The 23,938-nt window shown below is 68.8% G+C and carries 17 protein-coding genes; 12 read left to right on the top strand and 5 right to left on the bottom strand.

The window, feature by feature from the left end:
* Window positions 1-646 precede the first annotated feature (646 nt).
* On the top strand, window positions 647-2,092 hold the full coding sequence (locus ACWD3C_RS09660) for a cytochrome P450 (protein WP_451142003.1): 1,446 nt from the start codon (window positions 647-649) through the stop codon (window positions 2,090-2,092).
* Window positions 2,093-2,172: 80 nt separating this feature from the next.
* On the opposite strand, the gene ACWD3C_RS09655 is transcribed toward ACWD3C_RS09660, so the two are convergent.
* On the bottom strand, window positions 2,173-3,507 hold the full coding sequence (locus ACWD3C_RS09655) for an MFS transporter (RefSeq protein WP_451141901.1): 1,335 nt from the start codon (window positions 3,505-3,507) through the stop codon (window positions 2,173-2,175).
* 83 nt (window positions 3,508-3,590) lie between these two features.
* Here ACWD3C_RS09655 and ACWD3C_RS09650 point away from each other — a divergent pair, with 83 nt between their 5' ends.
* From ACWD3C_RS09650 to ACWD3C_RS09630, 5 genes are all read left to right on the top strand, one after another.
* A complete protein-coding gene (locus tag ACWD3C_RS09650; RefSeq protein WP_451141899.1) occupies window positions 3,591-4,664 on the top strand; it encodes a LysR family transcriptional regulator in 1,074 nt (357 codons plus the stop codon).
* A 96-nt stretch (window positions 4,665-4,760) separates the two neighbouring features.
* Window positions 4,761-5,849 carry a hypothetical protein gene (locus tag ACWD3C_RS09645; RefSeq protein WP_451141897.1) on the top strand — a complete coding sequence of 363 codons (1,089 nt, stop codon included), beginning with the start codon at window positions 4,761-4,763 and terminating at the stop codon, window positions 5,847-5,849.
* A gap of 234 nt (window positions 5,850-6,083) precedes the next feature.
* Window positions 6,084-8,168 (top strand): glycosyltransferase, encoded by a 2,085-nt coding sequence (locus ACWD3C_RS09640; protein WP_451141895.1) that lies wholly within the window; start codon window positions 6,084-6,086, stop codon window positions 8,166-8,168.
* 381 nt (window positions 8,169-8,549) lie between these two features.
* Entirely contained in the window at window positions 8,550-9,215 is a 666-nt protein-coding gene (locus ACWD3C_RS09635) for a hypothetical protein (RefSeq protein ID WP_451141893.1), read from the top strand.
* Window positions 9,203-10,231, top strand: coding sequence for a hypothetical protein (locus tag ACWD3C_RS09630; protein WP_451141891.1), 1,029 nt, complete (start codon window positions 9,203-9,205; stop codon window positions 10,229-10,231). The genes ACWD3C_RS09635 and ACWD3C_RS09630 overlap by 13 nt, the downstream gene beginning before the upstream one ends.
* A gap of 64 nt (window positions 10,232-10,295) precedes the next feature.
* On the opposite strand, the gene ACWD3C_RS09625 is transcribed toward ACWD3C_RS09630, so the two are convergent.
* From ACWD3C_RS09625 to ACWD3C_RS09610, 4 genes are all read right to left on the bottom strand, one after another.
* On the bottom strand, window positions 10,296-10,736 hold the full coding sequence (locus ACWD3C_RS09625) for a hypothetical protein (protein WP_451141889.1): 441 nt from the start codon (window positions 10,734-10,736) through the stop codon (window positions 10,296-10,298).
* 116 nt (window positions 10,737-10,852) lie between these two features.
* Window positions 10,853-15,457, bottom strand: a complete 4,605-nt coding sequence (locus tag ACWD3C_RS09620) for a DUF6531 domain-containing protein (RefSeq protein ID WP_451141887.1) — start codon at window positions 15,455-15,457, stop codon at window positions 10,853-10,855.
* A 523-nt stretch (window positions 15,458-15,980) separates the two neighbouring features.
* Window positions 15,981-16,175 (bottom strand): DUF397 domain-containing protein, encoded by a 195-nt coding sequence (locus ACWD3C_RS09615; protein WP_451141885.1) that lies wholly within the window; start codon window positions 16,173-16,175, stop codon window positions 15,981-15,983.
* A gap of 12 nt (window positions 16,176-16,187) precedes the next feature.
* A complete protein-coding gene (locus ACWD3C_RS09610; protein ID WP_451141883.1) occupies window positions 16,188-17,042 on the bottom strand; it encodes a helix-turn-helix domain-containing protein in 855 nt (284 codons plus the stop codon).
* Window positions 17,043-17,376: 334 nt separating this feature from the next.
* On the opposite strand from ACWD3C_RS09610, the gene ACWD3C_RS09605 reads away from it, so the two are divergent.
* From ACWD3C_RS09605 to ACWD3C_RS09580, 6 genes are all read left to right on the top strand, one after another.
* Window positions 17,377-17,772 (top strand): ATP-binding protein, encoded by a 396-nt coding sequence (locus ACWD3C_RS09605; protein ID WP_451141881.1) that lies wholly within the window; start codon window positions 17,377-17,379, stop codon window positions 17,770-17,772.
* A gap of 777 nt (window positions 17,773-18,549) precedes the next feature.
* Entirely contained in the window at window positions 18,550-19,944 is a 1,395-nt protein-coding gene (locus tag ACWD3C_RS09600) for an MFS transporter (protein WP_451141879.1), read from the top strand.
* A 105-nt stretch (window positions 19,945-20,049) separates the two neighbouring features.
* Window positions 20,050-21,201, top strand: coding sequence for a uroporphyrinogen-III synthase (locus ACWD3C_RS09595; protein WP_451141877.1), 1,152 nt, complete (start codon window positions 20,050-20,052; stop codon window positions 21,199-21,201).
* Window positions 21,202-21,463: 262 nt separating this feature from the next.
* Window positions 21,464-22,081 carry a CGNR zinc finger domain-containing protein gene (locus ACWD3C_RS09590; protein WP_451141875.1) on the top strand — a complete coding sequence of 206 codons (618 nt, stop codon included), beginning with the start codon at window positions 21,464-21,466 and terminating at the stop codon, window positions 22,079-22,081.
* 436 nt (window positions 22,082-22,517) lie between these two features.
* Entirely contained in the window at window positions 22,518-23,093 is a 576-nt protein-coding gene (locus ACWD3C_RS09585) for a sigma-70 family RNA polymerase sigma factor (protein ID WP_013003188.1), read from the top strand.
* A gap of 53 nt (window positions 23,094-23,146) precedes the next feature.
* Window positions 23,147-23,923, top strand: coding sequence for a zf-HC2 domain-containing protein (locus tag ACWD3C_RS09580; RefSeq protein WP_451141873.1), 777 nt, complete (start codon window positions 23,147-23,149; stop codon window positions 23,921-23,923).
* Window positions 23,924-23,938 lie beyond the last annotated feature (15 nt).

Here is a 23,938-nt window from a genome sequence, read left to right as displayed (position 1 = left end):
ATCTTTGTCGCGTGGGAAGGCGATGCGGAATTCTGGCGAAAAGCAATGCCCTTACCGTGAAAGTGGATCAGCGTGTAAGCCTGAAGCGGCGGGTGAAGCCTGCTTTCAAGTACCGCTTCTGTCCCACCAGCGAGCAGGCCACGGATGAGGCAGCGTTCCTCGGGGAAGTTTCGACCATCACCCGGGACACGGCGGGCAGCTGCAAGGCTTGTTCGGCCTGTGGAGCCGGTGTAAGACCTCAACGGAAGATCCTTCCGGACGGGGCGCCCATGACTCCGTCGACGTCGTACTGGCTCGTGGTGCGCACGCCCGCGCCGACCTTCTTGTCCCAGCCGCGCTCGGCCGCCTCGTGCCGTCCTCAACATCCTGTGCCTCCAAGGGAGTCGGATGGGTATCGGGCGTCACGCAGCGTTCATCCACTCATCTACTCATCCGCTCATTCGTTCATCGAATCGATTCGATGCGTGACGTCGAAGCGCTTCGACAGGGCAAGGTATGTGGGGGCTGTGGGCGCGTCAATGGGATGCGCGTGTTTTGGGGGAGGGATCGAGGGAGGAATCGTATCGGGGTTCGATGAGTTGGGCGGTTGGACGGCTATCGTTGCTCGTACATGTGTGTGGAATCCCTGGTGGAGGGCGGCACGGTCATGGCGATGGCGGTCGAGGGCGCGGCGCAGGCGCCGATCGTGGCGGGAACGCCCTTGCTGGGTTCGATGAAAGACCTGCTGAACGATCCGCTCGCCACGTATCTGCGGGCGCGGCGCGAATGCGGCGACGTGGTGCGCTTCCACGCCGGGCCGCCGGGGCTGCGCTCGGAGATCTACATGGTGTTCTCGCCGGAGGGCGCGCAGCGCGTGCTTGCCACGGACGCCGCCAACTTCCGCAAGGACAACGTCTTCTACGAGGAGCTGCGCGAGTCGCTCGGCAACGGCCTGCTCACCAGTCAGGACACCGACTATCTGCGCCAGCGCCGCCTGGTGCAGCCCCTGTTCACCCGTCGCCGGGTGGACGGATACGCGGACGAGGTCGCCGTCGAGGCGTCCACCCTCGCCGAAGCCTGGCGCGAACTGCCCGGCGGGCGCGTCGAACTGGTCGGGGAGATGCACCGGTTCGCGCTGCGCGTGGTCGGGCGGATTCTGTTCGGTACGGATGTGAAGCAGGCGATCGAGGTCGTCCAGCGGACGATGCCCGTCCTCCAGGAGTACTCCCTGAAGCGCGGCTTCTCGCCGGTCAGGACGCCGCGCACCTGGCCCACCCCCGCCAACCGCCGGGTGGCACGGGACCGGGCGGAGCTGTTCGCGCTGTGCGACGGGATCATTGAGAGCCGTCGGGGGCGGGGTGGGGGCGGTGTCGGCGGTACGGCTGATACCAGTGGTGCCGGGGGTGCGCTCGGTACTGGTGGTGCGGGCGCGGAGGATCTCGTCACGCTTCTCGTGCGAGCGGAGAACGCCGAGGACGGGCGCCTCGACCCCGCCGAACTCCGCGAGCAGGTGCTGATCTTCCTGCTCGCCGGCCACGAGACCACCGCCACCGCGCTCGCCTTCGCCCTGCACCTCCTCGCCCGCCACCCCGAGGAGCAGCGCCGGGCCCGAGAAGAGGTGGACAGTGTGCTCGGCGGGCCCGGCGGGAGGGCACCCACGGCGGCGGACATGGCCGAACTGCCCTACCTGACAAGGGTGGTGAAGGAAGCCATGCGGCTGTATCCGTCGGCCCCGGTCATCGGGCGCCGTGCGGTCGCCGAGACGGAGATCGACGGCGTACGCATCCCGGCCGGCGCCGACCTCCTCGTCAGCCCCTGGGTCACCCACCGCCACCCCGACCACTGGCCGGACCCGGAGCGCTTCGACCCCGACCGGTTCACCCCGGAGGCCGAGGCGGGGCGGCCGCGCTACGCCTGGTTCCCGTTCGGGGGCGGGCCGCGCGCCTGCATCGGGCAGCACCTGTCGATGCTGGAGTCGGTGCTCGGGCTTGCCGTGCTGATCAGGGAGTACGAGTTCGGAGGCGCCGACGGGGGCGAGGTGCCGCTCGGTGCGGCGATCACCTTGATCGCGAAGGGGCCTGCTCGGTGCCGGGTGACGCCTCGGGTGGTGTGAGGGCGGGGTGAGTCCGGCCGGACTGACGGCTCGTTCGGACTGACGGCTCGGTCGTTCGGTCGGCTCGTTCGGTCGGCTGCTCAGCTCTGCTGCCGCCTGTGCCGTGGTCCCGTCCCGAGCGCGACGAGCAGCGCGGTTGCCGCTGCCGCCACGGGCACCCCGAACCCGGCGGTCACCGACGCGTGCTCCGCACTCCACCCGCCCAGCGCCGAGCCGCAGGCGATGCCGCCGAGGAGGGCGGTGACCGCGAGGGTCATGCCCTCGTTCAGTCGGCCCTCGGGGGTGCGGCGCTGGAGGAGGGTCATGCCGGTGATCATCGTGGGGGCGGTGGCCATGCCGGCGAGGAGGAGGGCCGGGGCGAGAAGCACGAGGGAGGCGGTGGCCGAGGCGGTGAGGAGGGGCAGGGTCATCAGGGCCGTCATCGCGGCCAGGCACCAGGGATGGCGGCGCTCGGCGGCCCGGGTCGGCCTCAGCGCCCCGTACAGCAGCCCGGCGGCGCCCGAACCCGCCGCCTGGAGACCGAGGATCACGCCCGCGGCCGACGGGTGCCCCTGCGCATCCGCGAAGGCGATCGTGACGACCTCCAGCGAGCCGAAGACCGCGCCCGTGGCGAGGAAGGTGAGCAGCAGCGCGGGGATTCCCGGGGCGCGCAGCGGGGACTTCACCGCCGTACGGCCTCGGGGCGGTGGTTCCGTGGCGCGCTGGGCCGTGAAGACCAGGACGCCGGTCATCAGCAGAACGGCGCCGACCAGCGTGCCCGCCTCCGGGAAGAGCGCGGTGCACAGGAAGGCCGCGAGGACCGGGCCCAGCATGAAGCAGAGCTCGTCCACGGCCTGTTCGAAGGAGTTCGCGGTGTGCAGGGACGCGGGGTCGTCCTTGAGCAGGTGGGCCCAGCGGGCGCGGGACATTCCGCCGGTGTTCGGGACGGTCGCCGTGGCCGCGTACGCCGCGAAGAGGGTCCAGTCGGGGGCGCCGTGGTGCACACAGAGCACGAGCGCGATCTCGCCCAGCAGCGCGAACGCCGTGGCGGGTACGGCCACCCGGGCTTGACCGTGTCGGTCGACCAGCCGCGCGGTCCAGGGAGCCACCACCGCCGTCGCCGCCAGGCCCGTCGCGGTGACGGCTCCGGCGAGGGCGTACGAGCCCCGCGTACCGGCGATCATGATGACCGCGCTCACGCTGAACATGCCCATGGGGAGGCGGGCTATGAGGTTTCCGATGGTGAAGGCGCGGGTGCCGGGGAGGGTGAAGAGGCGGCGGTATGGGCCCTTGGGCTTCGGGGGTTGCTTCGGCGTGCGCTTCCTGCGAGGGCCGAAGTCGGCGGCCACCAAGGTGTCGGCGGTGACCGTGAGGACGACGGGACGGGAATGGGAATGGGGATGCGGGCGGGGGCGGTTGGTCGGCGGTTGCGGCATGGGAAAACCGTCGCCCGCCGCATGATCGACCGTCCAACACTTACTCCGTGGCGATTGACGCACCTGGGTTGTAAGTTCGCCGGATGTCCACCGAGCCACCCGTACCCGAGCCACCAGTACCCGCGACGCCCGTACCCGCGAAGACCGTCGACCCCCGGCTCCTCCGCGCCTTCCTCGCCGTCGCCGAGGAGCTGCACTTCACCCGCGCCGCCGCCCGGCTGTACGTGGCCCAGCAGGCGCTCAGCCGGGACATCCGGCGGCTGGAGCGGGAGTTGGGCGCCGACCTCTTCGTACGGACGACCCGGCAGGTGACGCTGACGGCCGACGGTGAGCGGCTGGTGCCGTACGCGCGCCGGATGCTGGAGGCGCAGGACGAACTGCTCGCCGCCTTCGGCCGGACCCGGCCACTGCTGGTGGACCTGAACTCCTCGGGCCTGGCCACCGGGCGCCGCGTACTGCACCGCGCCCGCGAACTCGCCCCGGAACACGAGCTGATGGCCCGGTACGAGAGTGGGCTGACCGGAGCCGCCTCGGAGATCCTCGCCGGTCGCCTCGACGCGTCCTTCGGGCGGTTCGCGGGGCTGGCCCCCACGCTCCGGGCCCGCCTCGACCACCAGCCCGTACGGTACGAGCCGATGGCCGTGATCCTCCCCGAGGACCACTCGCTGGCCGCCCTGGACGAGGTCCCGCTGGCCGCGCTCGCCGGCGAGACCGTGTACGCGGGTGCCGGGAATCCCCGTACGCCCGAGTGGACGGACCTCGCGCGTCAGCTCTTCGACGGACGCGGCATCGGACTCGCGCCGCCCGCCCCGCTCGCCGTCGGGGCCGAGGAGTTCCAGCGGATCATGGCGAAGACACGGAACCTCGTTCTCGTCGTGGTGGACTTCCCGCCCTTGCCGCACACGGTGCTCCGGCCGCTGGTCGACCCCGTTCCGTTGTCACCCGTGTCTCTGGTGTGGAGAAAAGGGTTGCTGCATACGGGAGTTGTCGCGCTTCGGCGGGCGGCGGCCGAGCTTGCGGCCGAGGAAGGATGGCTGAGGCTCCCCGCTGACGGGTGGATTCCGGCCACAGATTCACTCATCATGATGAGCCGCATCAACACCTCACCTACACACTCTCCCCACCAGGGCTACATTCGCGGCCCGGGCAGAGTGTGACAGTGGGGGCGCCAGGGTCGAGTGGGGGCTCGATCCGGACTACAAAGTGCGAAGTGCCCGGAATCGTACGCGCGCCCGACAGTGTCCCTTGGGGGGATGTACGTGCGCGTGAAGAACTGGCGCAAAGGCGCCCAACCAAACCGGTCCGATGCCGATCAGGCGGGCCGTGACGAGGCCGGCAGTGGGGTCGGCTGTGAGGCCGACAGGGAGGCCGACAGGGAGGCCGACAGTGGGGTCGGCGGTGGGGTCGGCCGCGAGGTCGGCAACGGGGCTGGTGACCAGGGCACTGACCGGCGTGACCAGCCGGTGGCCTGGCCGGAGGCCGGCAACGGAACGGCGTCCGTGCCCCGTACCCAGCAGGTCCGGGTTCCGCGCCAGCCGCTGGGGTCCGGTCAGGAGGCGCCACACCCGACCTGGGAGCAGCCCGACGACCCCGTACGCACCCACGACCCCAACGAGGTGACCGTCCAACTCGACGGTGTAGGACGCCAGTTGGACGACCAGCTGGTGCAGCGGGCCAAGGGGGACCCGGGCGACGGGCAGGACTCGGACGGCCCGGTGTTCGTCGACGAGTCGGGCCGCAGGCGCAGCAGGCTCCGCCGTATAGGCATCCTTGTCGGGGCGGCCTGCGCGGTGTACGCCGTGGTGATCGTCGTGACGCTCCTGTCGGGCAACTCCAGCGCGCCCTGGCTCCCCGTGCCGGGACCGCAGGACGACCAGCCGGCCGGCAAGGTCGAGGTGCCGCCGTTGCCCGCCGAGCCGGCGGACCCGTCCCGGGCGGAGAACGTGCCTTCGGGAGACAGCGTGTCGCCGAGCGAGGACGGGGGAGCGGAGAGGGCGACACCCGTGGCCGGCGTCTCCGCCCCGGACACCCCTTCGGCCGGCGCCTCCGCGCCGAGCGCGTCCACCGGCCCCGAACCGTCGGCCACCCGCGAGGCCCCCGCCCCGGCGGGCCCGACCACGAAGGCCCCGGTGTCGACACCGTCCACCCCTGCGTCCACCACCCCACCGCCCAGCCCCAGCGCCTCGGCCGAACCCTCGCCCACCCCCACGGACTCCCCGGCCCCGGACCCCGAACCCGGGCCCGGCACCGACACCGTCGCCGACGGCCCCCGGGAACCGGCCCCGCTCGACCCCGGCACCTCCGGCGCCCCTGACACCACCGGCGCCCCCGTCTCGTCGTAACCGGAGAAACACCCCTTGATGGCACGTCCCCAGCGCCCCGGCCAGACCGGCCAGTCCCCGAAAGCCAGGGCCCGGACCCAGTCCCGGACCCGGGTCCGCGCCAGGACCAGGACCCGGACCAGGACCCGGACCAGGCCCCGGACCAGGCCCCGGACCAGGCCCAGGCCCCGGCGGCGCCTGCTCCCCCCGCTCCCTCTGCGTCACCTGCTGCCCTCGCTCATCCTCATCGCACTGATGGCGATGCTGATGCTGCGCGGCTACGTCCACAGCGAAATCCTCGCGGACCACCGCGTGCAGCCCCCTGGCTCCTCCGACCAGGTCCCGAAGAAGATCCTGGAGGGCGGCCCGGTGATCGACACCAGGGGCGGGCGCCAGACCAGCCTGCGCATCCCCGACCAGAAGCTGGTCCTGACGTTCGACGACGGACCGGACCCCCTGTGGACGCCCAGGGTCCTCGACATCCTCGACAAGTACGACGCCCACGCCGTCTTCTTCATCGCCGGCACCATGGCCTCGCGCCACCCGGACCTGGTCCGGCGCATCGTCGACGAGGGCCACGAGATCGGCCTGCACACGTTCAACCACCCCGACCTCTCCCTCCAGTCCAAGCGCCGTATCGACTGGGAGCTGTCCCAGAACCAGCTCACCCTGGCGGGCGCGGCGGGCATCCGTACGTCGCTCTTCCGGCCGCCGTACTCGTCGCAGGCCGGCGCCATGGACAACAGGTCGTGGCCGGTGACCCAGTACATCGGCAGCCGCGGCTACATCACCGTCGTCAACGACATGGACAGCGAGGACTGGCGCAGGCCCGGCGCCGACGAGATCATCCGGCGCTCCACACCCAAGGGCGACGACGGCGCCGTCGTGCTGATGCACGACTCGGGTGGCGACCGCTCGCAGACCGTGGCCGCGCTCGACCGCTACATCGACCAACTCCAGGGCAAGGGCTACCAGTTCACCACCCTCACCGAGGCGCTCAAGGCACCGAGCGCGCACACCCGGGTCGACGGCGTCGAGCTGTGGAAGGGGAGGGCGTGGGTGTACGCGGTGCAGACCTCGGAGAACACGACGGGCATCCTCGTCGTCGGCCTTGCCGTCATCGGCGTCCTCGTCATCGCCCGGTTCGGGCTGATGCTGATCCTCTCCGTCGCACACGCCCGCAAGGTCCGCCGCCGCGGCTTCCGCTGGGGCCCGGAGCCGGTCACCGAGCCGGTGTCGGTCCTCGTCCCGGCGTACAACGAGGCCAAGTGCATCGAGCAGACGTGCCGTTCACTGGTGGCGAGCGACCACCCCATCGAGGTGCTCGTCATCGACGACGGTTCGAGCGACGGCACCGCCCGCATCGTCGAGGACCTCGGCCTGCCCGGCGTACGCGTCGTACGCCAGCTCAACGCGGGCAAGCCCGCCGCCCTCAACCGCGGTATCGCCAACGCCCGTCACGACATCATCGTCATGATGGACGGCGACACCGTCTTCGAACCGTCCACCGTCCGCGAACTGGTCCAGCCCTTCGCCGACCCGGGCGTCGGTGCGGTCGCCGGCAACGCCAAGGTCGGCAACCGCGATTCACTCATCGGCGCCTGGCAGCACATCGAGTACGTGATGGGCTTCAACCTCGACCGCCGTATGTACGACGTCCTGCGCTGCATGCCGACCATTCCCGGCGCGGTCGGAGCGTTCCGGCGTACGGCCCTGGAGCGGGTCGGCGGCATGAGCGACGACACCCTCGCCGAGGACACCGACATCACCATGGCCATGCACCGCGACGGCTGGCGCGTCGTCTACGCGGAGAACGCCCGCGCCTGGACCGAGGCCCCGGAGTCCGTCCAGCAACTGTGGTCACAGCGCTACCGCTGGTCGTACGGCACCATGCAGGCGATCTGGAAACACCGGCGGGCGCTGGTCGAACGGGGGCCGTCGGGCCGCTTCGGCCGAGTGGGCCTGCCTCTGGTGTCGCTGTTCATGGTCGTGGCACCCCTCCTGGCCCCCTTGATCGACGTGTTCCTCCTCTACGGCCTGATCTTCGGCCCGACCGAGAAGACGATCGGCGCCTGGCTGGGCGTCCTCGCCATCCAGGCGGTCTGCGCGGCCTACGCCTTCCACCTCGACCGGGAGCGGATGACCCACCTGATCTCCCTCCCGCTCCAGCAGATCCTCTACCGGCAGCTCATGTACGTCGTACTCCTCCAGTCCTGGATCACCGCCCTGACCGGCGGCCGCCTGCGCTGGCAGAAGCTCAGGCGCACGGGCGCGGTGGGACTCCCGGCCGGCGGGGACGACGCACGGCAGCGGGCGGGGGAGCGGCGCCCGGTGGGCTGAGGGCGGGACGGCGTGCGACGTAATGCGGCGGCGGCACAGGCAGAACATGCACCACAAGCACGACTGGCTTTCGCCTGGCTCCTCGTCGCCGCCAGCGTCCTCGCCTTCGACTGGGCGGAGGATCTGGCGGCGAAGCGGAGGCCCCGGTTGTGGCCGGATGGTGTGGAGCGTGGGGGGTCTCGGCGAAGCCACTGAGGCGGGTGGGCAATTGGTTATGTATTGACCACGTAACCGTGTTCGATACGCACTTGCCTGCGACTGGGGTGTGGTTCATGTTTGGGGCGGCTGGGCAGAGCTGTACTCCCTCTTTGGCGCCGCCCGAGCCCCATCGGTAACGTGTCTCCGCTCATCTGGCCCACGCCCCACCCTCAGGAGCTGTCCGTGACCCGCCGCCCCACCCTGCTCACAGCGATCGCACTGACCGCCACTGCGGTCTTGTCCCTGTCCGCATGCGGGAGCGGCGACAGCTCCGAGGACGACGCGAACGACAAGATCGTGGGCGCCGACACCGGGAACGGGATGTCGGCTTCGCCGAGCGCGTCGGCGTCAGAGCCGGTTGCGGCCGACCGGCCGAAGATCGAGCTGCCGTCGGACCTCTCGTACAACTTCGAGTGGCAGAAGACGGGTGACGAGGACAAGGACGCGGTCCTCGCCGACCGAGAGCAGTCCATCCAGGCGGTGGACATGGCCATCGCCAACCAGGACCCCTTGGACGAGGCGTTCCTCTACTACTACGAGGGCGAGGCTGCTGCCCAGACGGAGCAGTACATCAAGGCGTATGTCGAGGAAGAGGCACGCACGACCGGCACCTACCGCTACTACAACGCATCCGTCAACGTGAGCGGCGCCGACACCGCCTCGCTGCTGTACTGCGAGGACCAGGGCAAAGGGTTCGACATGTACTTGAAGACGAAGGAAATCAACAAGACGCCGGTCACCAAGAACAGCTATGTGCTCTACAGTCTCCAACTGCGCAAGAACGACAAGGGCGTCTGGACTGTTGAGGAGCTTGAGTCGCAGAGGGGGAGCGAGAAGTGCCAGCCCTGACCGTCGGTTCCAGAGTTCTGATAGCGACCGTCCTGGTCGGCTCGATGCTCTGGGGCGCCACTCCTGCCCTGGCCGACAAGATCGTCGGTGGTGGCGCTGAGACCCCGACCGAGGAGACCCCCGGTGAAGGCGGCACTATCAGTGCCACCGCTGGCGACGTCGACTTCGATGAATCGAAAAATGGCAAGGGCAACTCCGTAGGACCTGTCACATCCACCATCTCCTGGACCCCGCCCGCTTGTTGGTACGCGCCGACGTACACACCGGAGGAGCTCCAGGCCGAACTGGAGCCGAGATGGGAAGCGGGGTCGACGGGGTACGAGTGGGACGCGAAGCAGCGTGATCGCTTCGTCAACGGGAACCCGTACAAGGACTTCAACAGGGACAAGTCCGGTGAGGGCTACTTCTGGGGGTCGTACGTCAACAAGAGCTACCCGCCCGGCTGGGATGCGTGCACTGAGGACTACTTCTGGGTGGACACGGGCGACGACCCGCCCGCCAACATCGAGAACACCATCGACCCCGAGATCCTCGCCCACCTTGCCTACGAAAGAATCCGCGTCCCTGGCACCGAGGTGACCCTGGCCCCCGAGGGCACGACGAAGGTGAACCTGCCGACCTGGGCCTGGCTGGACGCGGCCGAGTTCCAGCCGGTGTCGGTCACGGCGTCGGTCCCCGTGCTGGGTATTCAGGCGACCACGACCGCCGTACCGGTGTCGCTGAGGATCGACCCGGGCACGAAGGACGCGGAGACCTACCCGGCCTCCGGCGAGTGCGCACTCCAGGGCGACCGGATCGGCGAACCGTACGCCAGGGGCAAGTCCGACCAGACCCCGCCCTGCGGCGTGAAGTACCTCCGCTCCTCCGGCGACGGCTCCTACCCGCTCGCCGCCACGGTCACCTGGGAGATCTCCTGGACGGGCACGGGCGTCGCCCAGCCGCAGCCCCTGCCGGCCGGTGAGTTCGGCGCGGAGCAGGATGTGGTCGTGGAGGAGATCCAGGCCGTCAACCGCTGAACGCCGACGCCCTACGCGAACTCGGTCCCATCGCGTGAGCACGCATCACGCCTGTCGTGAGCAGTCACGCATACGGATTGACGGAGAATTCTGGGTGCCTGCTGGGGAAATCATGGGGAAAGAACGGTACGTGCAGCGATCCCGTGAGTAGACGCAGCAGGGTGGTGGTGGAGCTGCCCGGTGAGACAGTGGCGTCGAGCTGACCGGCTTGGATGATTACCGTAGGCCAGCTGTCAGGGTCTCCATCGGTAATCCATGCCAATACATCGGCATTGTCGGTCACTCCCCACTGGACCAGGTCCTCGGGAGAGACGTGGTATTTATCGAGCATGCCCCTGAGCCTGCTCAGCTCCTTGCCACGGAAAATGGACCGCATCTGATCGGTGCGATCGACGATGTCAAGATTGCTGTTCGGCGCACCGTCCGCAAAGATCCACAGGAATTCATCGAAGCAGCCGGTTCCGTAGGTGCGGATCAACTCGCGATAGCTGGCCGGGATCTGCACTCCTGGCTCCGGCCTCGCGGGTGCCGAGGGCGTGGGGTCCCGCGGAGGGGGACACAGTGTCGTGAGACGGTACAGATCCTCCGTGGGATCGTTGTCACCCATGGTTGATTTCCCTCTCATAGGTTGGGAAGCCTGCTGCTGAACGACCATCCGAAATCATCTACAGCTTCGATGAGGACGTGACTGGGAACATTTCCCCCATGCGCGTACTCGGGGGTCACGCTCATGATGACTGTGTTTCCAGTCGATCTGACATGATCGGCAATGAGGTCTTCGGCCGTGGAAATGGGCCCGTTGTTCTGAGCGGTTCCCTGAGTGACGATGTTCCGCATGTCCCTTCCGTCGCCGCCGAACTGCTGGCCGATCAGATGGCCTCGCGAGTGACCGGCGGGTCCGCCCTGGAAGCCGGGCGGAGCATAGCGGGAACCACGCCCCGGTGGGCTTCCAATGAGTCCGTTGGCCGCGTCGTCCAGTGTTTGCGGGGTTACTTCGGCGTAAGCGGGGCCCCGCCGGCCGTTCGCGGCGATGTCACTGTAGTAGGGATTGAGCCCGAGGAGATCGACGCCTGTGTGGGGGTTGGGGACGTAGGTGACCGGGTTGGGCGCAGGGGCGAGGCCGAGCGGGTCCGGGGTGACATAGCGAGCGGTCTCGGGATCGTAGTGGCGGAAGTAGTTGTAGTGCAGACCTGTTTCGGGATCAAAATACTGGCCCGGAAAACGGAGAGGGATGTAGGCGGAGGCATCAGTGTTCCAGGCCGTAACGCCCCATAGCGTGGCACGCGTATGCCATGCGATATTCCCGCCTTCTTCGATGAGTTCCGTCGGCGTACCGACAAGGTCCGTGATGATCGAGAAGAACCGGGAGTCGATTTCCTCCTGAGGCGTCTCCGCTGTGACGATTCGCTCCGTCTGCGCAATCGGATGGAGGCCGTTGTGGTCCCACGTCGTCGCCACCAGATGGGGCAAGGACGGTGTCCTTGTTGTCTGTTCGCAAAGGGTGACGCCGTCCCAGGTGAATTCGATCTGCTCGGCAACGGTCAGACCGTCCGGCATCAAGCGCTGCTTGGCGATGCGCCGCCCCAGCGGATCGTAGCAGTAACGCCAGCATGTACCGTCCGGTGTTCTGACAGACGTCAACCGGTTTTCCGAGTCCCATGTGTAGTGCCAGGTCTCGGGCTTGCAGGAGAGGCGTTTCCGATGGCGGAGTATGACCCGGCCCAAAGCGTCGTATTCGTATCGGGTGTTGCCGGCACGAGTGACCCTCGTCCCGATGTAGGTACGGGTGCCGGCCGCTTGCTCATCGGAATGCCGGTCGGGCCAGGACGCGGCTGTCAGGTTGCCTGCCTCGTCGTAGGCATAGCGCTCGGACCAGCCGGAGGCGTGGACCGCCGTGACGCGATGCGCTGCGTCCAGGTCGAATCGGCGGCTTCCGGAACGGGAATCCTCTATACCGACGAGGTTGCCGTCCACCGCGTATGAATAGCCACGCCGAATTCGCTGGTCTTCGCCGCATGACAACTCTTGCTCTGCGAGGCGGCCCAGACCGTCGTACGTCTGCGTGAAGACGGTGTCCTCACCGATGCGACGAGTCGTTTCCAGGCCGGACCAGTCGTACTGCAAACGCACTGTACGGCCCGATACATCGAGCTGTGAGCGGTTCCCTGCCCCGTCATAAGTCCATGCGCTCGAAACCCCGGAAGGAGTCGTACGGCGGGAAACCCGCCCCAACTGGTCGTACTCGTACGTCAGGTGTCGGCCGTTGACCGACTCGCGCGTGACATGCCCGTTGGAGTCGCGTAGCAGGGTGAGCTCCGTGTCGGGAGCTGTCGCCGCGACCAGTTGCCGGTTCAGGTCGTAGGTGAACTGTGTGATCTGGTCGTCGCTGCGTTTCTGAACCAGGTTGCCGACGGCGTCGTACGCGTAGTGCACGGTCTGTCCGAGCATGTTGGTGCGCGAGGTGAGTCGTCCGGCGCGGTCATGGGTGTACGTGAGGGTCCGGCCGTCGAAGTCGCTCTCCGACACGAGTCGGCCGGCGGCGTCATGGTCGTACGTCCACGTCAGTCCCTGTGGGTTGATGACCTGGACGAGGCGCAGGCTGTGATCGTGCAGGAATTCGTAGCGCACTCCATCAGGCCCTGTCCGGGCGGATGGAAGGTCGAAGTGGGTGTATTCGAAGCGAGTGATCGCGCCTGTGGGGGTGGTGTGGCTGATGCAATTCCCCTCACCGTCGTACGACCAGGACTCGATGGCGCCGTCAGATGTGACGCGGCAGGCCAGGCGGCCTTCAGTCGTCCAGACCAGGCGAGTGGACTCTCCCAGAGGATCTACGTATGTGACGATCCTGCCGAAGGTGTCACGTTCCCAGGCGGTGGCGGCGCCGAGTGGGTCGGTGGTGGCCACAGGCAGCCCGGCCGCGTCACAGCGCACTGTCCTGGTATTGCCGAGGGCGTCGACGACCCGGGTAACACACCCCGCGGCGTCGTAGGCGAACCGTGTGGTGGCCCCCACCGGGTCCGTCATCGCCGTACAGTTCCCGCGCTCGTCGTACTCCCGGCGCCAAGTGCTGCCGTCCGGCCTGCCAATGACCGTGAGCATGCCCTCGGCGCCGTACTCGAAGCGGAAGACAGCGCCATCCGGTCGGGTGACTTCTGTGGGACGACCGACCTCGTCATGCGCGAGTTCCGTGGTGTGACCGAGTTCATCCGTCCGGGACACGACGTGATGGTGGTCGTCGTACGCCGTTCGGACCGTGCCGCCGAGGGGGTCGATTTCGGCGGTGACCTGACTGTTGTCGTTGATGACGAAGCGGGTGACGGCGCCTTCGGCGGTGGTGAGGGTGGTGATGCGGCGGTCGGGCCAGGCGGGGTCGGTGCCGTCGTAGTCGAGGGTGATGGTGATGTGGCCAGCCTCGCCGCCCTCGGCGATACAGCGGTCACGCTCGTCGTAGGTGTAGGCGTAGGAGCGGTTGTTGGTGTCGGTCCAGGAGGTGATGCGCAGGCGTTCGTCGTAGGTGAACTTCAGTGGCAGGCCGGAGGAGTTGATCGTCTCGGTGAGGTTGCCGTCGGTGTAGCCGTACCGCTTGATGACGACGTCCGAGCCGTCCTCGGCCGCCCCGGCCAGGCTCAGGGCGGTGACGCGGCCGTCGTCGGTGGTGAGTTTGAGGTGATAGCCGCCTGAGTGGCGGATGGCGAGCGGGGTGCCGTGCTTGTCGTAGTCGAAGGTGACCGTGTGCTGGTTGCGGTCGGAGATGCGGGCCAGCAGCGCGATGCCGTCGGCGGTGGGGCGGGTGAAGTGGCGGGCATGACCGGTGAGCGGGTCGTCGATGCGGTATCCGCCGTCGTCCAGGCGGGTCAGCGGCCGGCGGGGACCGGCCTGCGGCATAACCGGGGTCTGCGGGGCGGCGGGGTGGGGGTAGGCGAGCAGCAGGCCGTCCTCGGTGACGAAGACGATGCCGACTTCGTCGACTTCGAGGCGCTGGTCGACGGTGGAGGCCCAGGTGGGGCCGAACCACCAACCGCACCGGTAGTCGGAGGCCACCCGCCGGGTGAAGGCCAACGGCAAGTTGCCCGGGAGCTCGACATCGGTCTGCGGCAGGAACATTGCGCCGGTGGCCATGTCGACCGGGTCGCTGCCCTTGGAGCGCACCACGTTCTTCAGCCGGTTGTAGGCGCCCTTGGCCCCGTCGGCGAGCATTCCCTTGGCGCTCTTGCCCAGCCCGCGCAGGCCCTGGGCCATGCCCCTCAGGCCCATCGCGCCCAGACCCTTCATGCCCTTCGCGAGGCCGCCGAGGGTGGTCAGGCCTTTCATGCCGGGGATGCAGTCGAGCGCGGCGAATGCCACGTCCCATAGGGAGGCCTGGCCTTTGGAGTATTTGTAGAGGGTGTCGGCGAGGACGACGAGGGCGGCGATGAGGACGATGGCGGCCAGGATCGGCCCGCCGATGATCATGGCGATGATGCCGACGACGGCGACGACGACCTTGCAGACCGCGACGATGGTGTCCCAGTTGTCGGAGAACCAGTCGCCGACGTCCTCCCACCAGGACCGGTTCTGGATGCCCGCGTCGGAGGCCTCGTCGATCTTGGTTTTGGCGTCCCGGGCCGCGTCCTCGCGCATCGTGCGCGCGTCCGCGGCCATCTTCTTCGCCGCGTCCAGCGCGTTCTGCGCGGTGGTGACGTCCGACTGGGCACTGGACTGGGCCGACTTGGCGTTCTGCACGTCCCGGGTGGCGGCCCGCACCTTCGCCTCATCCGGCTTGTCGGTGCTTTTGCTGCCGGTGGGGTCGGCCTTGTACTTGTCGGCTTCCTTGCCGGCGCGGGTGACCCAGGAGTCGGCCGAGGACAGCCGGGACTGGGCGGAGGACAGGTCGCTCTGCGCCTCGCGGGCCTTGGCCAGGGCCTTGTCGGCCAGGGCCTGGGCCCGTTCCAGCTTGGGCCAGAAGTCCGCGAGCGCGTCCCCGCACAGCTCGTAGGAGGTCTTGAGCTTCTTCAGGTTCTTCGGGACGCCGGAGAACTCGTCCTTGAACACCTCCGCCGACTTGCCCGCCCACTCCAGGACCGCGTCCTCCCCGGCCATCCCCTTGACCAGGCGCAGCGCCTCGGAGACGTCGTCGGCGAAGTCGTGCAGGTGCTTGGCCAGCAGCTTGACCCGGTCCGGGTCACCGGGGGTGGGGTCCTTGTCCAGGTCCAGTACATGCCAGTCCCGCGGCCGATACCCCGCCATGCTGCAACCCCCGTCACACCCACGCCACCATCAACAGCCGTATGCATACGTGAACTTACAAGGCACAGCCGTTCGACGGGAAGATCGGCCAGGACAGACCGACACGGCAGTTGCCCCGTGGGGCGTGACGGCTGCCCGTGCGGTGACCGGTGCTCAGGGGCACACGCACATCGAGTTCCGTGAACCTCCCTGTGGTCCGGCCACGTTCAGCGAGACTGTGCGGACGCCTTCAGCCGACACAGGCCTCCCGCAGCAGTCCCTCCTCCATGCCTGCGCTCATCTGCCCCACCCGGACTGCAGGCGTCTGGCTGTCCTCATGCTCAATACCGCAGCGGTGGCTCGCCGGGAGGAGTGTCGCGCGGTCCTGTGCCAGATCGCAGGGACGGTCGGCTTCGAGAACCCGCTCGCGGTAGTGGAGGAGGCGTGACGTGGTGATTGGCGGGTTTGGGTCACCGGGGGGTGGGGCCGCCCCTTTGGGCTGGGCTGATGCTGCGTAATCAGGTGGTCCAAAACTGCCAATTGGTCAGTGCCGGGGTGGCTGCGGGGCGGACTTGAGTGCGCGTATCAGGGAGTGGAGGAGGGCCTGGGTGGTCGTGAGGATGACGTCAGGTTCGTCACTTTCGCGGAGGCGGATCACGGCTCCGGTGGGGGCGGCGACGTAGACGCAGTTCGTGCTGTCGCCGCTGTACGTGGACTTCTGCCAGTGGATGGGGTGCACGCTCGGTCTCTCTCAGGTGTCCTGGATGAGGTTGTGGATGAAGCCGCGTGACTCGGTGGGGCCGAGGGCGCAGGACTCCATGTGATCCAGCACGGAACGGTACTTACTCAACAGTGCCTCCGCGTCGAGGAATTCGCAGCCTCCGTGATGCGTATCCAGTGAGACGGTGTCGAGCTGTGCGACACGACCCTCGACGTAGTCGAAGGACTGGCCTGTGCTGGGGAAGTATTCCGTCCCGAAGGGGATCACCCTGACGGTGACATGGGGCAGTTCGCTCAGCTCAAGCAAGTGCTTGAGCTGACCGCGGCTGACGTCGGAGCCGCCGAAACCCATGCGGAGGGCCGTCTCGTGGATGATCGCCGTGTACGGGGGAGGGTGCTCGCGGTGCAGAATGCCCTGTCGCTTGATGCGATACGTGAGGCGGTGCTCGATCTCGTACTGCCGCATGGGCGGTACCACTGCCCGGAAGAGGGCGCGGGCGTGATCAGTGGTCTGTAGTAGTGCCGGGATGTGGATTACCAGTGCCACGCGCAACGCCACAGCGTGGTGCTCCAGTTCGGCCACGTCGACCAGCGCGGCGGGCAGGGGTTCGCGGTACTCCTCCCACCAGCCACGTGCGCGTCGCCCGGTCATCGCCGCCAGTGCGTCGACGTATGCCTCGTCGGAGCAGTCGTAGGTCCGCGCCGTGGAGCGCACACGGTCGGCGCTGATGGGGGTGCGGCCAGTCTCGATCATGCTGACGCGTGCCTGATTGACACCGAGCAGCGTGGCGGCGCCAGTGGCCGTGAGTCCTGCCCGCTCGCGGAGCTTGCGCAGCTCGGCGCCCAGTCTCCGCTGGCGCAGCGTGGGACTACTGGTGGGCGGCAAGGCATCTCCCTTCAGACCGCGATGTGGCGAGCGTGTCCCTCACACGAGGGAAGCATGGATGCTTTCATGTCGTTTAGTTAGATGCATCTAACCGTCTGCTCTACGGTGTTCACGTACCGCTCAACTGCTCCCGCCCATAAGCCGGAAGCGCACCAAGCCAGGCATTGCCGCCGCTCGGCACCGCAGTTGGGTGAGCCCAAGTCCCTCTCCTCCCGGAGCTGTTCATGGCACCGTATCCCCGCCCGACCACTCTCTGCCTGACGTCGGCTCGTCCGAGTCCTGGTGCTACGTCCTCCGCCTGCCCCACGACCCCCGTGCTCCACGCGTCGCCCGTATGACCGTACGGGCGGCGCTCACCAGCCACGGTATGGAGGAACTCCTCGACGTCACCGAGCTGTTGACGTCGGAGCTCGTCACGAACGCGTACCGGCACGCGAAGGGGCCCGTCTCCCTGCGGCTCCGCGCGCTCGGTGAAGAGCGTCTGAGGGTGTTCGTGATGGACGGCAATCCGTACATCCCGCTGCCTTTCGATGATCCCTCGGCCGCCGGTGCGCCGTCGCTCGCCCCGGCGGATGCGGTCGGCGGGCGCGGGCTGCTCCTTGTGCAGCAGTGGGCGGACGTGTGGGGCGGCCGGCCGCTTGGCAGGGACGCCCGAGGGCGAGGAGCCGGCAAGCTCATGTGGTTCGAGGTGGGCGGTCCGAGGGTGGGGCGTCGGCGGGCGGCAGCATGACACGCGCTCCCAAGTCGGCGGCCTTCTTCGGCCGCGCCCACGAGCGGGACGATCGACGGCGTCTCCATCCTCGGCCTCCGGCAGAGCCGAGCCATGGCGCTGGACCGGTTCTCCGACGTACTCACGAGCCGTGGGGACCAAGGGACACCTCCACCGCTCGCCCTCGACCGACCTGGTCCAGGCGGTAGGCGGTAGACGGCGCAGGTAGGCGTGGGCTGGTGAGGCCAGTGCGGGACCTCTACGGCAGAGGTGAGGGTCGGCCCGGCCGGTTCCGGCGTGCAGGGTGGTGTCCGGAACCAGTCCGCCCGGCCGTGGAGTTCCCGCGTCGGCCTCACGCTCGGCCGTAAAGAGCTCCTGCGCCGACGCCCGTAGAGCTCCCGCGCCGCCCCCGCCCCCGCCCCCGCCCGTAGAGTTCCCGAGCCCGCCGCCCGCCCCGCCCCCTCGCGGAGCGTGACGTGCGCCACCCGCCCCGCCCGTAGAGCCCCCGCCCCGCCCCCGCCCGGACCGTGACGCACGCCGCACCCCCCTGACCTCGCCCTCTCGTACCCTCGTACGCACCCACCCGGAATCCGAGCCAGAGCCGCCCGCCCCGGTCGCCGCCCCGCCCCCCGGGGCTCGTCCTCACCGACGCCCCCGCCCGCTCGTGAGAGCAACGTTCCAATCCGGTCACCCACAGCCACAGGCAGGAAACGCGCCCTCCCTACCTTCGGGACTCATCACCCCCTCACGGACATCCCCCGAGTACGACACCCGAGCCCCGGAGAACGTGGAGGCGTCATGACAGCCCCTGGTACGGCCCCCGCACCGAGCAGCAGGGGAGGCCGCTGGATCGAGGAGTGGGATCCGGAGAACGAGGCCTTCTGGAACAAGACAGGCGCGAAGGTCGCGCGACGGAATCTGATCTTCTCGGTGATCTCCGAGCACATCGGGTTCTCGATCTGGAGTATGTACTCCGTGCTGGCCCTCTTCATGGGGCCGGAGTACGGCATCGACCCCGCGGGGAAGTTCTTCCTCGTCGCCATGGCCTCGCTGGTGGGCGCGGCGCTGCGGGTGCCGTACGGCTTCGCCGTGGCCCGGTTCGGTGGCCGGAACTGGACCATCTTCAGCGCGGGTCTGCTGCTGGTGCCGACGACGGCGCTGCTGGTCGTCATGGAGCCCGGCACCTCGTACACGACCTTCATGGTGGTCGCGATCCTCACCGGCGTGGGCGGGGCGAACTTCGCCTCCTCCATGACCAACATCAACAACTTCTACCCGCTGCGCCTCAAGGGCTGGGCCCTCGGCATGAACGCGGGCGGCGGCAACATCGGCGTCGCCGTGGTCCAACTGCTGGGCCTGCTGGTCATCGGTGTGGTCGGGGCCGGGCACCCGCGTGTGCTGCTCTCCCTCTACGTGCCGTTCATTGTCGTCGCGACCGTGCTGAGCGCCCGGCACATGGACAACCTCGGGCCGGTGCGCAACGACACCGGCGCGGCCAAGGAGGCCCTGCGGGAAGGGCACACCTGGATCATGTCCTTCCTCTACATCGGCACCTTCGGCTCGTTCATCGGCTACAGCTTCGCCTTCGGCCTCGTGCTGCAGAACCAGTTCGGCCGTACGCCGCTGCAGGCCGCCTCGCTCACCTTCATCGGCCCGCTGCTGGGCTCGCTGATCCGCCCTGTCGGCGGCCAGCTCGCCGACCGGATCGGCGGGGCCAAGGTCACCCTGTGGAACTTCGCGCTGATGGCCGTCGCGACCGGGGTCATCGTCACCGCGTCCGTACAGGAATCGCTGCCGCTGTTCATCGCCGGGTTCATCGCGCTCTTCATCCTCACCGGCGTGGGCAACGGCTCCACGTACAAGATGATCCCCGGTATCTTCCGCGCCAAGGCCGCGGCGAAGGGACTGGCCGGTGAAGAGGCGGCCGTCTACGCCCGGCGGCTGTCCGGCGCCTCCATGTCGCTCATCGGAGCGGTCGGTGCCCTCGGCGGCCTCGGTATCAACCTCTCGCTGCGGCAGTCGTTCCTCTCCGTCGGCTCCGGCACCGGCGCCTTCGTCGCCTTCCTCTGCTACTACGCAGTGTGCTTCGCGGTCACCTGGGCCGTATACCTTCGCCGCCCGGCGGTCGGCGCTCAGGCCCAGGCCACGGCGACCACGGAGGCGAAACCGCAGCTCAGCTACGCCGAGGTGTGACGTAACACCGTCGACATCAAGCCGAACTGAGCCTGTCACGCGCCGTTGACAGGCTCGGTTCGGCACGTAAGTGGTAAGTGCACCGACTCGACCGCGGGACGAGACATGTACGACGAACAGCAGCGACCAGACCACGGTCCCCTTGCGGGGTTCACCGTGGGCGTGACGGCCGCGCGACGGGCCGATGAGCTGGGGGCTCTGCTCCAGCGGCGCGGCGCGTCCGTCCTTCATGCGCCCGCTCTGCGCATCGTGCCGCTCTCCGACGACAGCGAACTGCTCGCCGCCACCAAGGAGCTCCTCCACCAGCCCCCGGACATCGTGGTGGCCACCACCGCCATCGGCTTCCGGGGCTGGGTGGAGGCCGCGGACGGGTGGGGACTGGGCGAGGATCTGCTGGACCGGCTGCGCGGGGCCGAACTCCTCGCGCGCGGGCCCAAGGTGAAGGGCGCGATCCGGGCCGCCGGGCTGACCGAGCACTGGTCGCCCTCCTCCGAATCCATGGCCGAGGTGCTCGACCGGCTGCTGGAGGAAGGGGTCGACGGCCGCCGTGTCGCCGTACAGCTGCACGGCGAACCCCTGCCCGGCTTCGTCGAGGCCCTGCGGGCCGGGGGAGGGGAGGTCGTGGGCGTCCCCGTCTACCGCTGGATGCCCCCGGAGGACATCGCGCCCGTCGACCGGCTGCTCGACGTCACGGTCGCGCGGGGCCTGGACGCGCTCACCTTCACCAGCGCACCGGCGGCGGCCTCGCTGCTGTCGCGGGCGGAGGACCGCGGGCTGCTGCCGGAACTGCTCGAAGCGCTCAACCATGACGTGTTGCCTGCCTGTGTCGGGCCGGTCACCGCTCTGCCCCTCCAGGCCCGGGGTGTCGACACGGTCCAGCCCGACCGCTTCCGGCTCGGCCCTCTCGTGCAGCTCCTCTGCCAGGAACTCCCCGGCCGCGCCCGTACGCTGCCCATCGCCGGGCACCAGGTGGAGATCCGCGGACACGCGGTGCTGGTGGACGGGGCGCTGCGGCCCGTACCGCCCGCCGGGATGTCCCTGCTGCGTGCCCTGTCCCGTCGGCCCGGGTGGGTGGTCGCCCGGGCCGAGCTGCTCCGCGCGCTGCCGGGCGCCGGGCGGGACGAGCACGCCGTGGAGACCGCGATGGCCCGGCTGCGTACGGCACTCGGCGCGCCGAAGCTGATCCAGACGGTCGTCAAGCGGGGCTACCGGCTCGCCCTGGATCCGGCGGCCGACGCGAAGTACTCCGATGTCTGAGTACGAGGACGTACGACTGACGGTCATCTGAGTACGCCGACGCCTGCGGCCACCGTGCAGGCCGCCCACACCCGCAGACGGCGGCACCGCCGTCAGGAGCACGGCGCGGGCGTCCGGGCGGGGTGCGGCAGGGGCTGGGGCGGTACGAGGGTTCCGGGCGTACGTGCGGCGGGGCACTGTAGGGGGTACAAGACCTCTGGCAGCGTTCACCGGTACCTCACCGACCCCCCTCACGGGGTGACCCCAAGGCGGTGACAGGCACATGGCATCGGGCACGGTCTCCTCTGCGTACGCCCCCGGATACGAGCCGCGGTTCGACTGCGGGCGGCTCTGTCTGGACCTTCTCGCGACCGCGCATCCCGACGAACAGCTCTACTCGGCGGAGCGGTTGTGGGCGTGGGTCGTCGGGGCGGGGCTGGTGCCGGAGGGTACGCCGCCGGCGGGCGGAGACGCGGACGTGGACGCCTCGTGGCTCGTGGGCTTCCGCGAACTCCGCGGTCATATCGGGCAGTTGGTCCGCAGCGAACCAGGCCTCGACTCCCGGCCGTTCGACATCTCCCTGGCCCGGGTCAACGAGCTCGCACGGACCGCGACTCCGGCGCCGCGTGCCGTGCGTACCGCCGAGGGCTCGCTCGTCCGTGTCCTGGACGGAGCGCCCGGCGTTGCCGCCCTCCTGGCCGTCATCGCCCGCGACACCGTGGAGTTGCTGACCGACCCGGTCGCCTGCGGGAGCCTCCGGGAGTGCGAGGGGGACAGCTGCTCCATCGTGTACCTCGACACCTCCCGGGGGCGCCGTCGGCGCTGGTGCTCCAGTGAGGTGTGCGGCAACCGCGAGCGGGTGGCCCGGCACCGGCGCCGGGCGGCGTTGGCGCGGGTGTAGGGCTCAGCCCGGCTCAGCCCGGCTCAGCCCGGCTTCCCCGACAACCCCAGTACCCCCAGTACCCCCAGTACCCCGGCACCCCCTGGTAAGGGCGGCGAGGGCGAAACACGCCCCCCTTCCGCCAAGCCGCCCACCCTTTCCCCCCACTTGCCCAACTTCCGCCCGCATTCCGGCAGTTGGACAACTCCCCCGCCCCCGCCGCGAGTTACACGTGTCGTGTTTCACATCATGGGATTCATCTCTTCACAAAGTCCCCCTATTCGTACTGGCATTGCAGCGGAAATGCGTGGTCTTGTCCCCCTGGCGTTCCCCCAGTGTCCCCTCGGTCACACCCCGATCAAGAAAGTTGTGGCGCCTCTTTGAACACACACCTGGTTACCTACGTACCTCGTGATGAGCGACCGACTGGGGGAACCCCCGGACACCGGAGGTAGCCGTGCGCAAGGATTCCGCTGTGGCCGATGAACGCCCGCACAGGGCCCGACATCGCGCGTCACAGCCCTCAGAGCCTGATGAGGAGCTGATGCGCGCGCTTTACCGTGAGCACGCGGGACCGTTGCTTGCGTATGTGCTGCGTCTGGTCGCGGGGGACCGGCAACGCGCCGAGGACGTCGTACAGGAAACGCTCATCCGTGCCTGGAAGAACGCCGGTCAGCTCAATCGAGCGACCGGATCGGTACGCCCCTGGCTGGTGACGGTCGCGCGCCGCATCGTCATCGACGGCCACCGCAGTCGGCAGGCCCGGCCGCAGGAGGTCGACCCGTCGCCGCTGGAGGTCATCCCCGCGGAGGACGAGATCGACAAGGCGTTGTGGCTGATGACACTCTCGGATGCGCTGGACGACCTGACCCCTGCTCACCGGGAGGTTCTGGTCGAGACGTACTTCAAAGGGCGTACGGTCAATGAGGCGGCCGAGACGCTCGGCATCCCCAGCGGCACGGTGCGCTCACGGGTGTTTTACGCCCTGCGGTCCATGAAGCTGGCTCTCGAAGAGCGTGGGGTGACGGCATGAACACGTACGGGGGGTACGGAACCGGAGGGTCCGGAACCGGCGGACCCGGATCGATGCGGGGTGTCCAACAGGGCGGCCCCGGCGACATCCACGAGACCGTGGGCGCGTACGCCCTCGGGATACTGGACGACGCCGAGGCCAGCCAGTTCGAGGCGCACCTCGCCACCTGTGAATGGTGCGGCCAGCAGCTGGACGAGCTGGCCGGAATGGAACCGATGCTGGCCGCGCTCGCGGACCTGCCCAGTTCCCAGGGCAGCCCGGCCATCGGCGAGTCGCTGGCGGCCAAGCCCAGTCCGCGGCTCGCGGATCGGCTCGTCGGCGAGGTCGTCGAGCACCGGGCCAAGCGGAGCCGGCGGAGCTTCTTCGGGCTGGCGGCCGGTATCGCGGCGATCGTGGCCGGTCCGACCGCCGTGTACGCGACCACGAGCGGCGGCGACTCGGGCGGGGGCGGAGGCCAGGATGTCGCCAGCCCGGCCAAGGACGCCTTCATGGTGATGTCCGAAAAGGTCGAGGCCACGGACGCGTCCACCAAGGTCAGCGCCACCGTCGCCATGGAGGCCAAGGACTGGGGCACCCACGCCGTCCTGGAGCTCAAGAACGTCACGGGCCCCGAGAAGTGCTCGCTCATCGCCGTGGCCAAGAGCGGCGAGCGCGAGACGGCGACCACCTGGGCGGTCCCGAACTGGGGCTACGGCATCGAGAACGCCACCACCGAGCAGGCGAGGAACCCGCTCTACGTGCACGGCGGGGTCGCCATGGACCCGAGCGACATCGACCACTTCGAGGTCATGACCTTCGAGGGGAAGAAGCTCGTCGAGGTCGCCATATAGCCCCACTGGTCGGAT

Source organism: Streptomyces sp. NPDC002845 (genome assembly GCF_053591955.1).
This window is presented reverse-complemented; position numbering and strand designations above follow the sequence as displayed.

Coding starts and splice junctions, on each gene's coding strand:
- ACWD3C_RS09660 (WP_451142003.1), top strand. CDS start 647: ATGGCGATGGCGGTCGAGGGCGCGGCGCAGGCGCCGATCGTGGCGGGA.
- ACWD3C_RS09655 (WP_451141901.1), bottom strand. CDS start 3,507: ATGCCGCAACCGCCGACCAACCGCCCCCGCCCGCATCCCCATTCCCAT.
- ACWD3C_RS09650 (WP_451141899.1), top strand. CDS start 3,591: ATGTCCACCGAGCCACCCGTACCCGAGCCACCAGTACCCGCGACGCCC.
- ACWD3C_RS09645 (WP_451141897.1), top strand. CDS start 4,761: ATGTACGTGCGCGTGAAGAACTGGCGCAAAGGCGCCCAACCAAACCGG.
- ACWD3C_RS09640 (WP_451141895.1), top strand. CDS start 6,084: ATGGCGATGCTGATGCTGCGCGGCTACGTCCACAGCGAAATCCTCGCG.
- ACWD3C_RS09620 (WP_451141887.1), bottom strand. CDS start 15,457: ATGGCGGGGTATCGGCCGCGGGACTGGCATGTACTGGACCTGGACAAG.
- ACWD3C_RS09605 (WP_451141881.1), top strand. CDS start 17,377: ATGACCGTACGGGCGGCGCTCACCAGCCACGGTATGGAGGAACTCCTC.
- ACWD3C_RS09600 (WP_451141879.1), top strand. CDS start 18,550: ATGACAGCCCCTGGTACGGCCCCCGCACCGAGCAGCAGGGGAGGCCGC.
- ACWD3C_RS09595 (WP_451141877.1), top strand. CDS start 20,050: ATGTACGACGAACAGCAGCGACCAGACCACGGTCCCCTTGCGGGGTTC.
- ACWD3C_RS09590 (WP_451141875.1), top strand. CDS start 21,464: ATGGCATCGGGCACGGTCTCCTCTGCGTACGCCCCCGGATACGAGCCG.
- ACWD3C_RS09580 (WP_451141873.1), top strand. CDS start 23,147: ATGCGGGGTGTCCAACAGGGCGGCCCCGGCGACATCCACGAGACCGTG.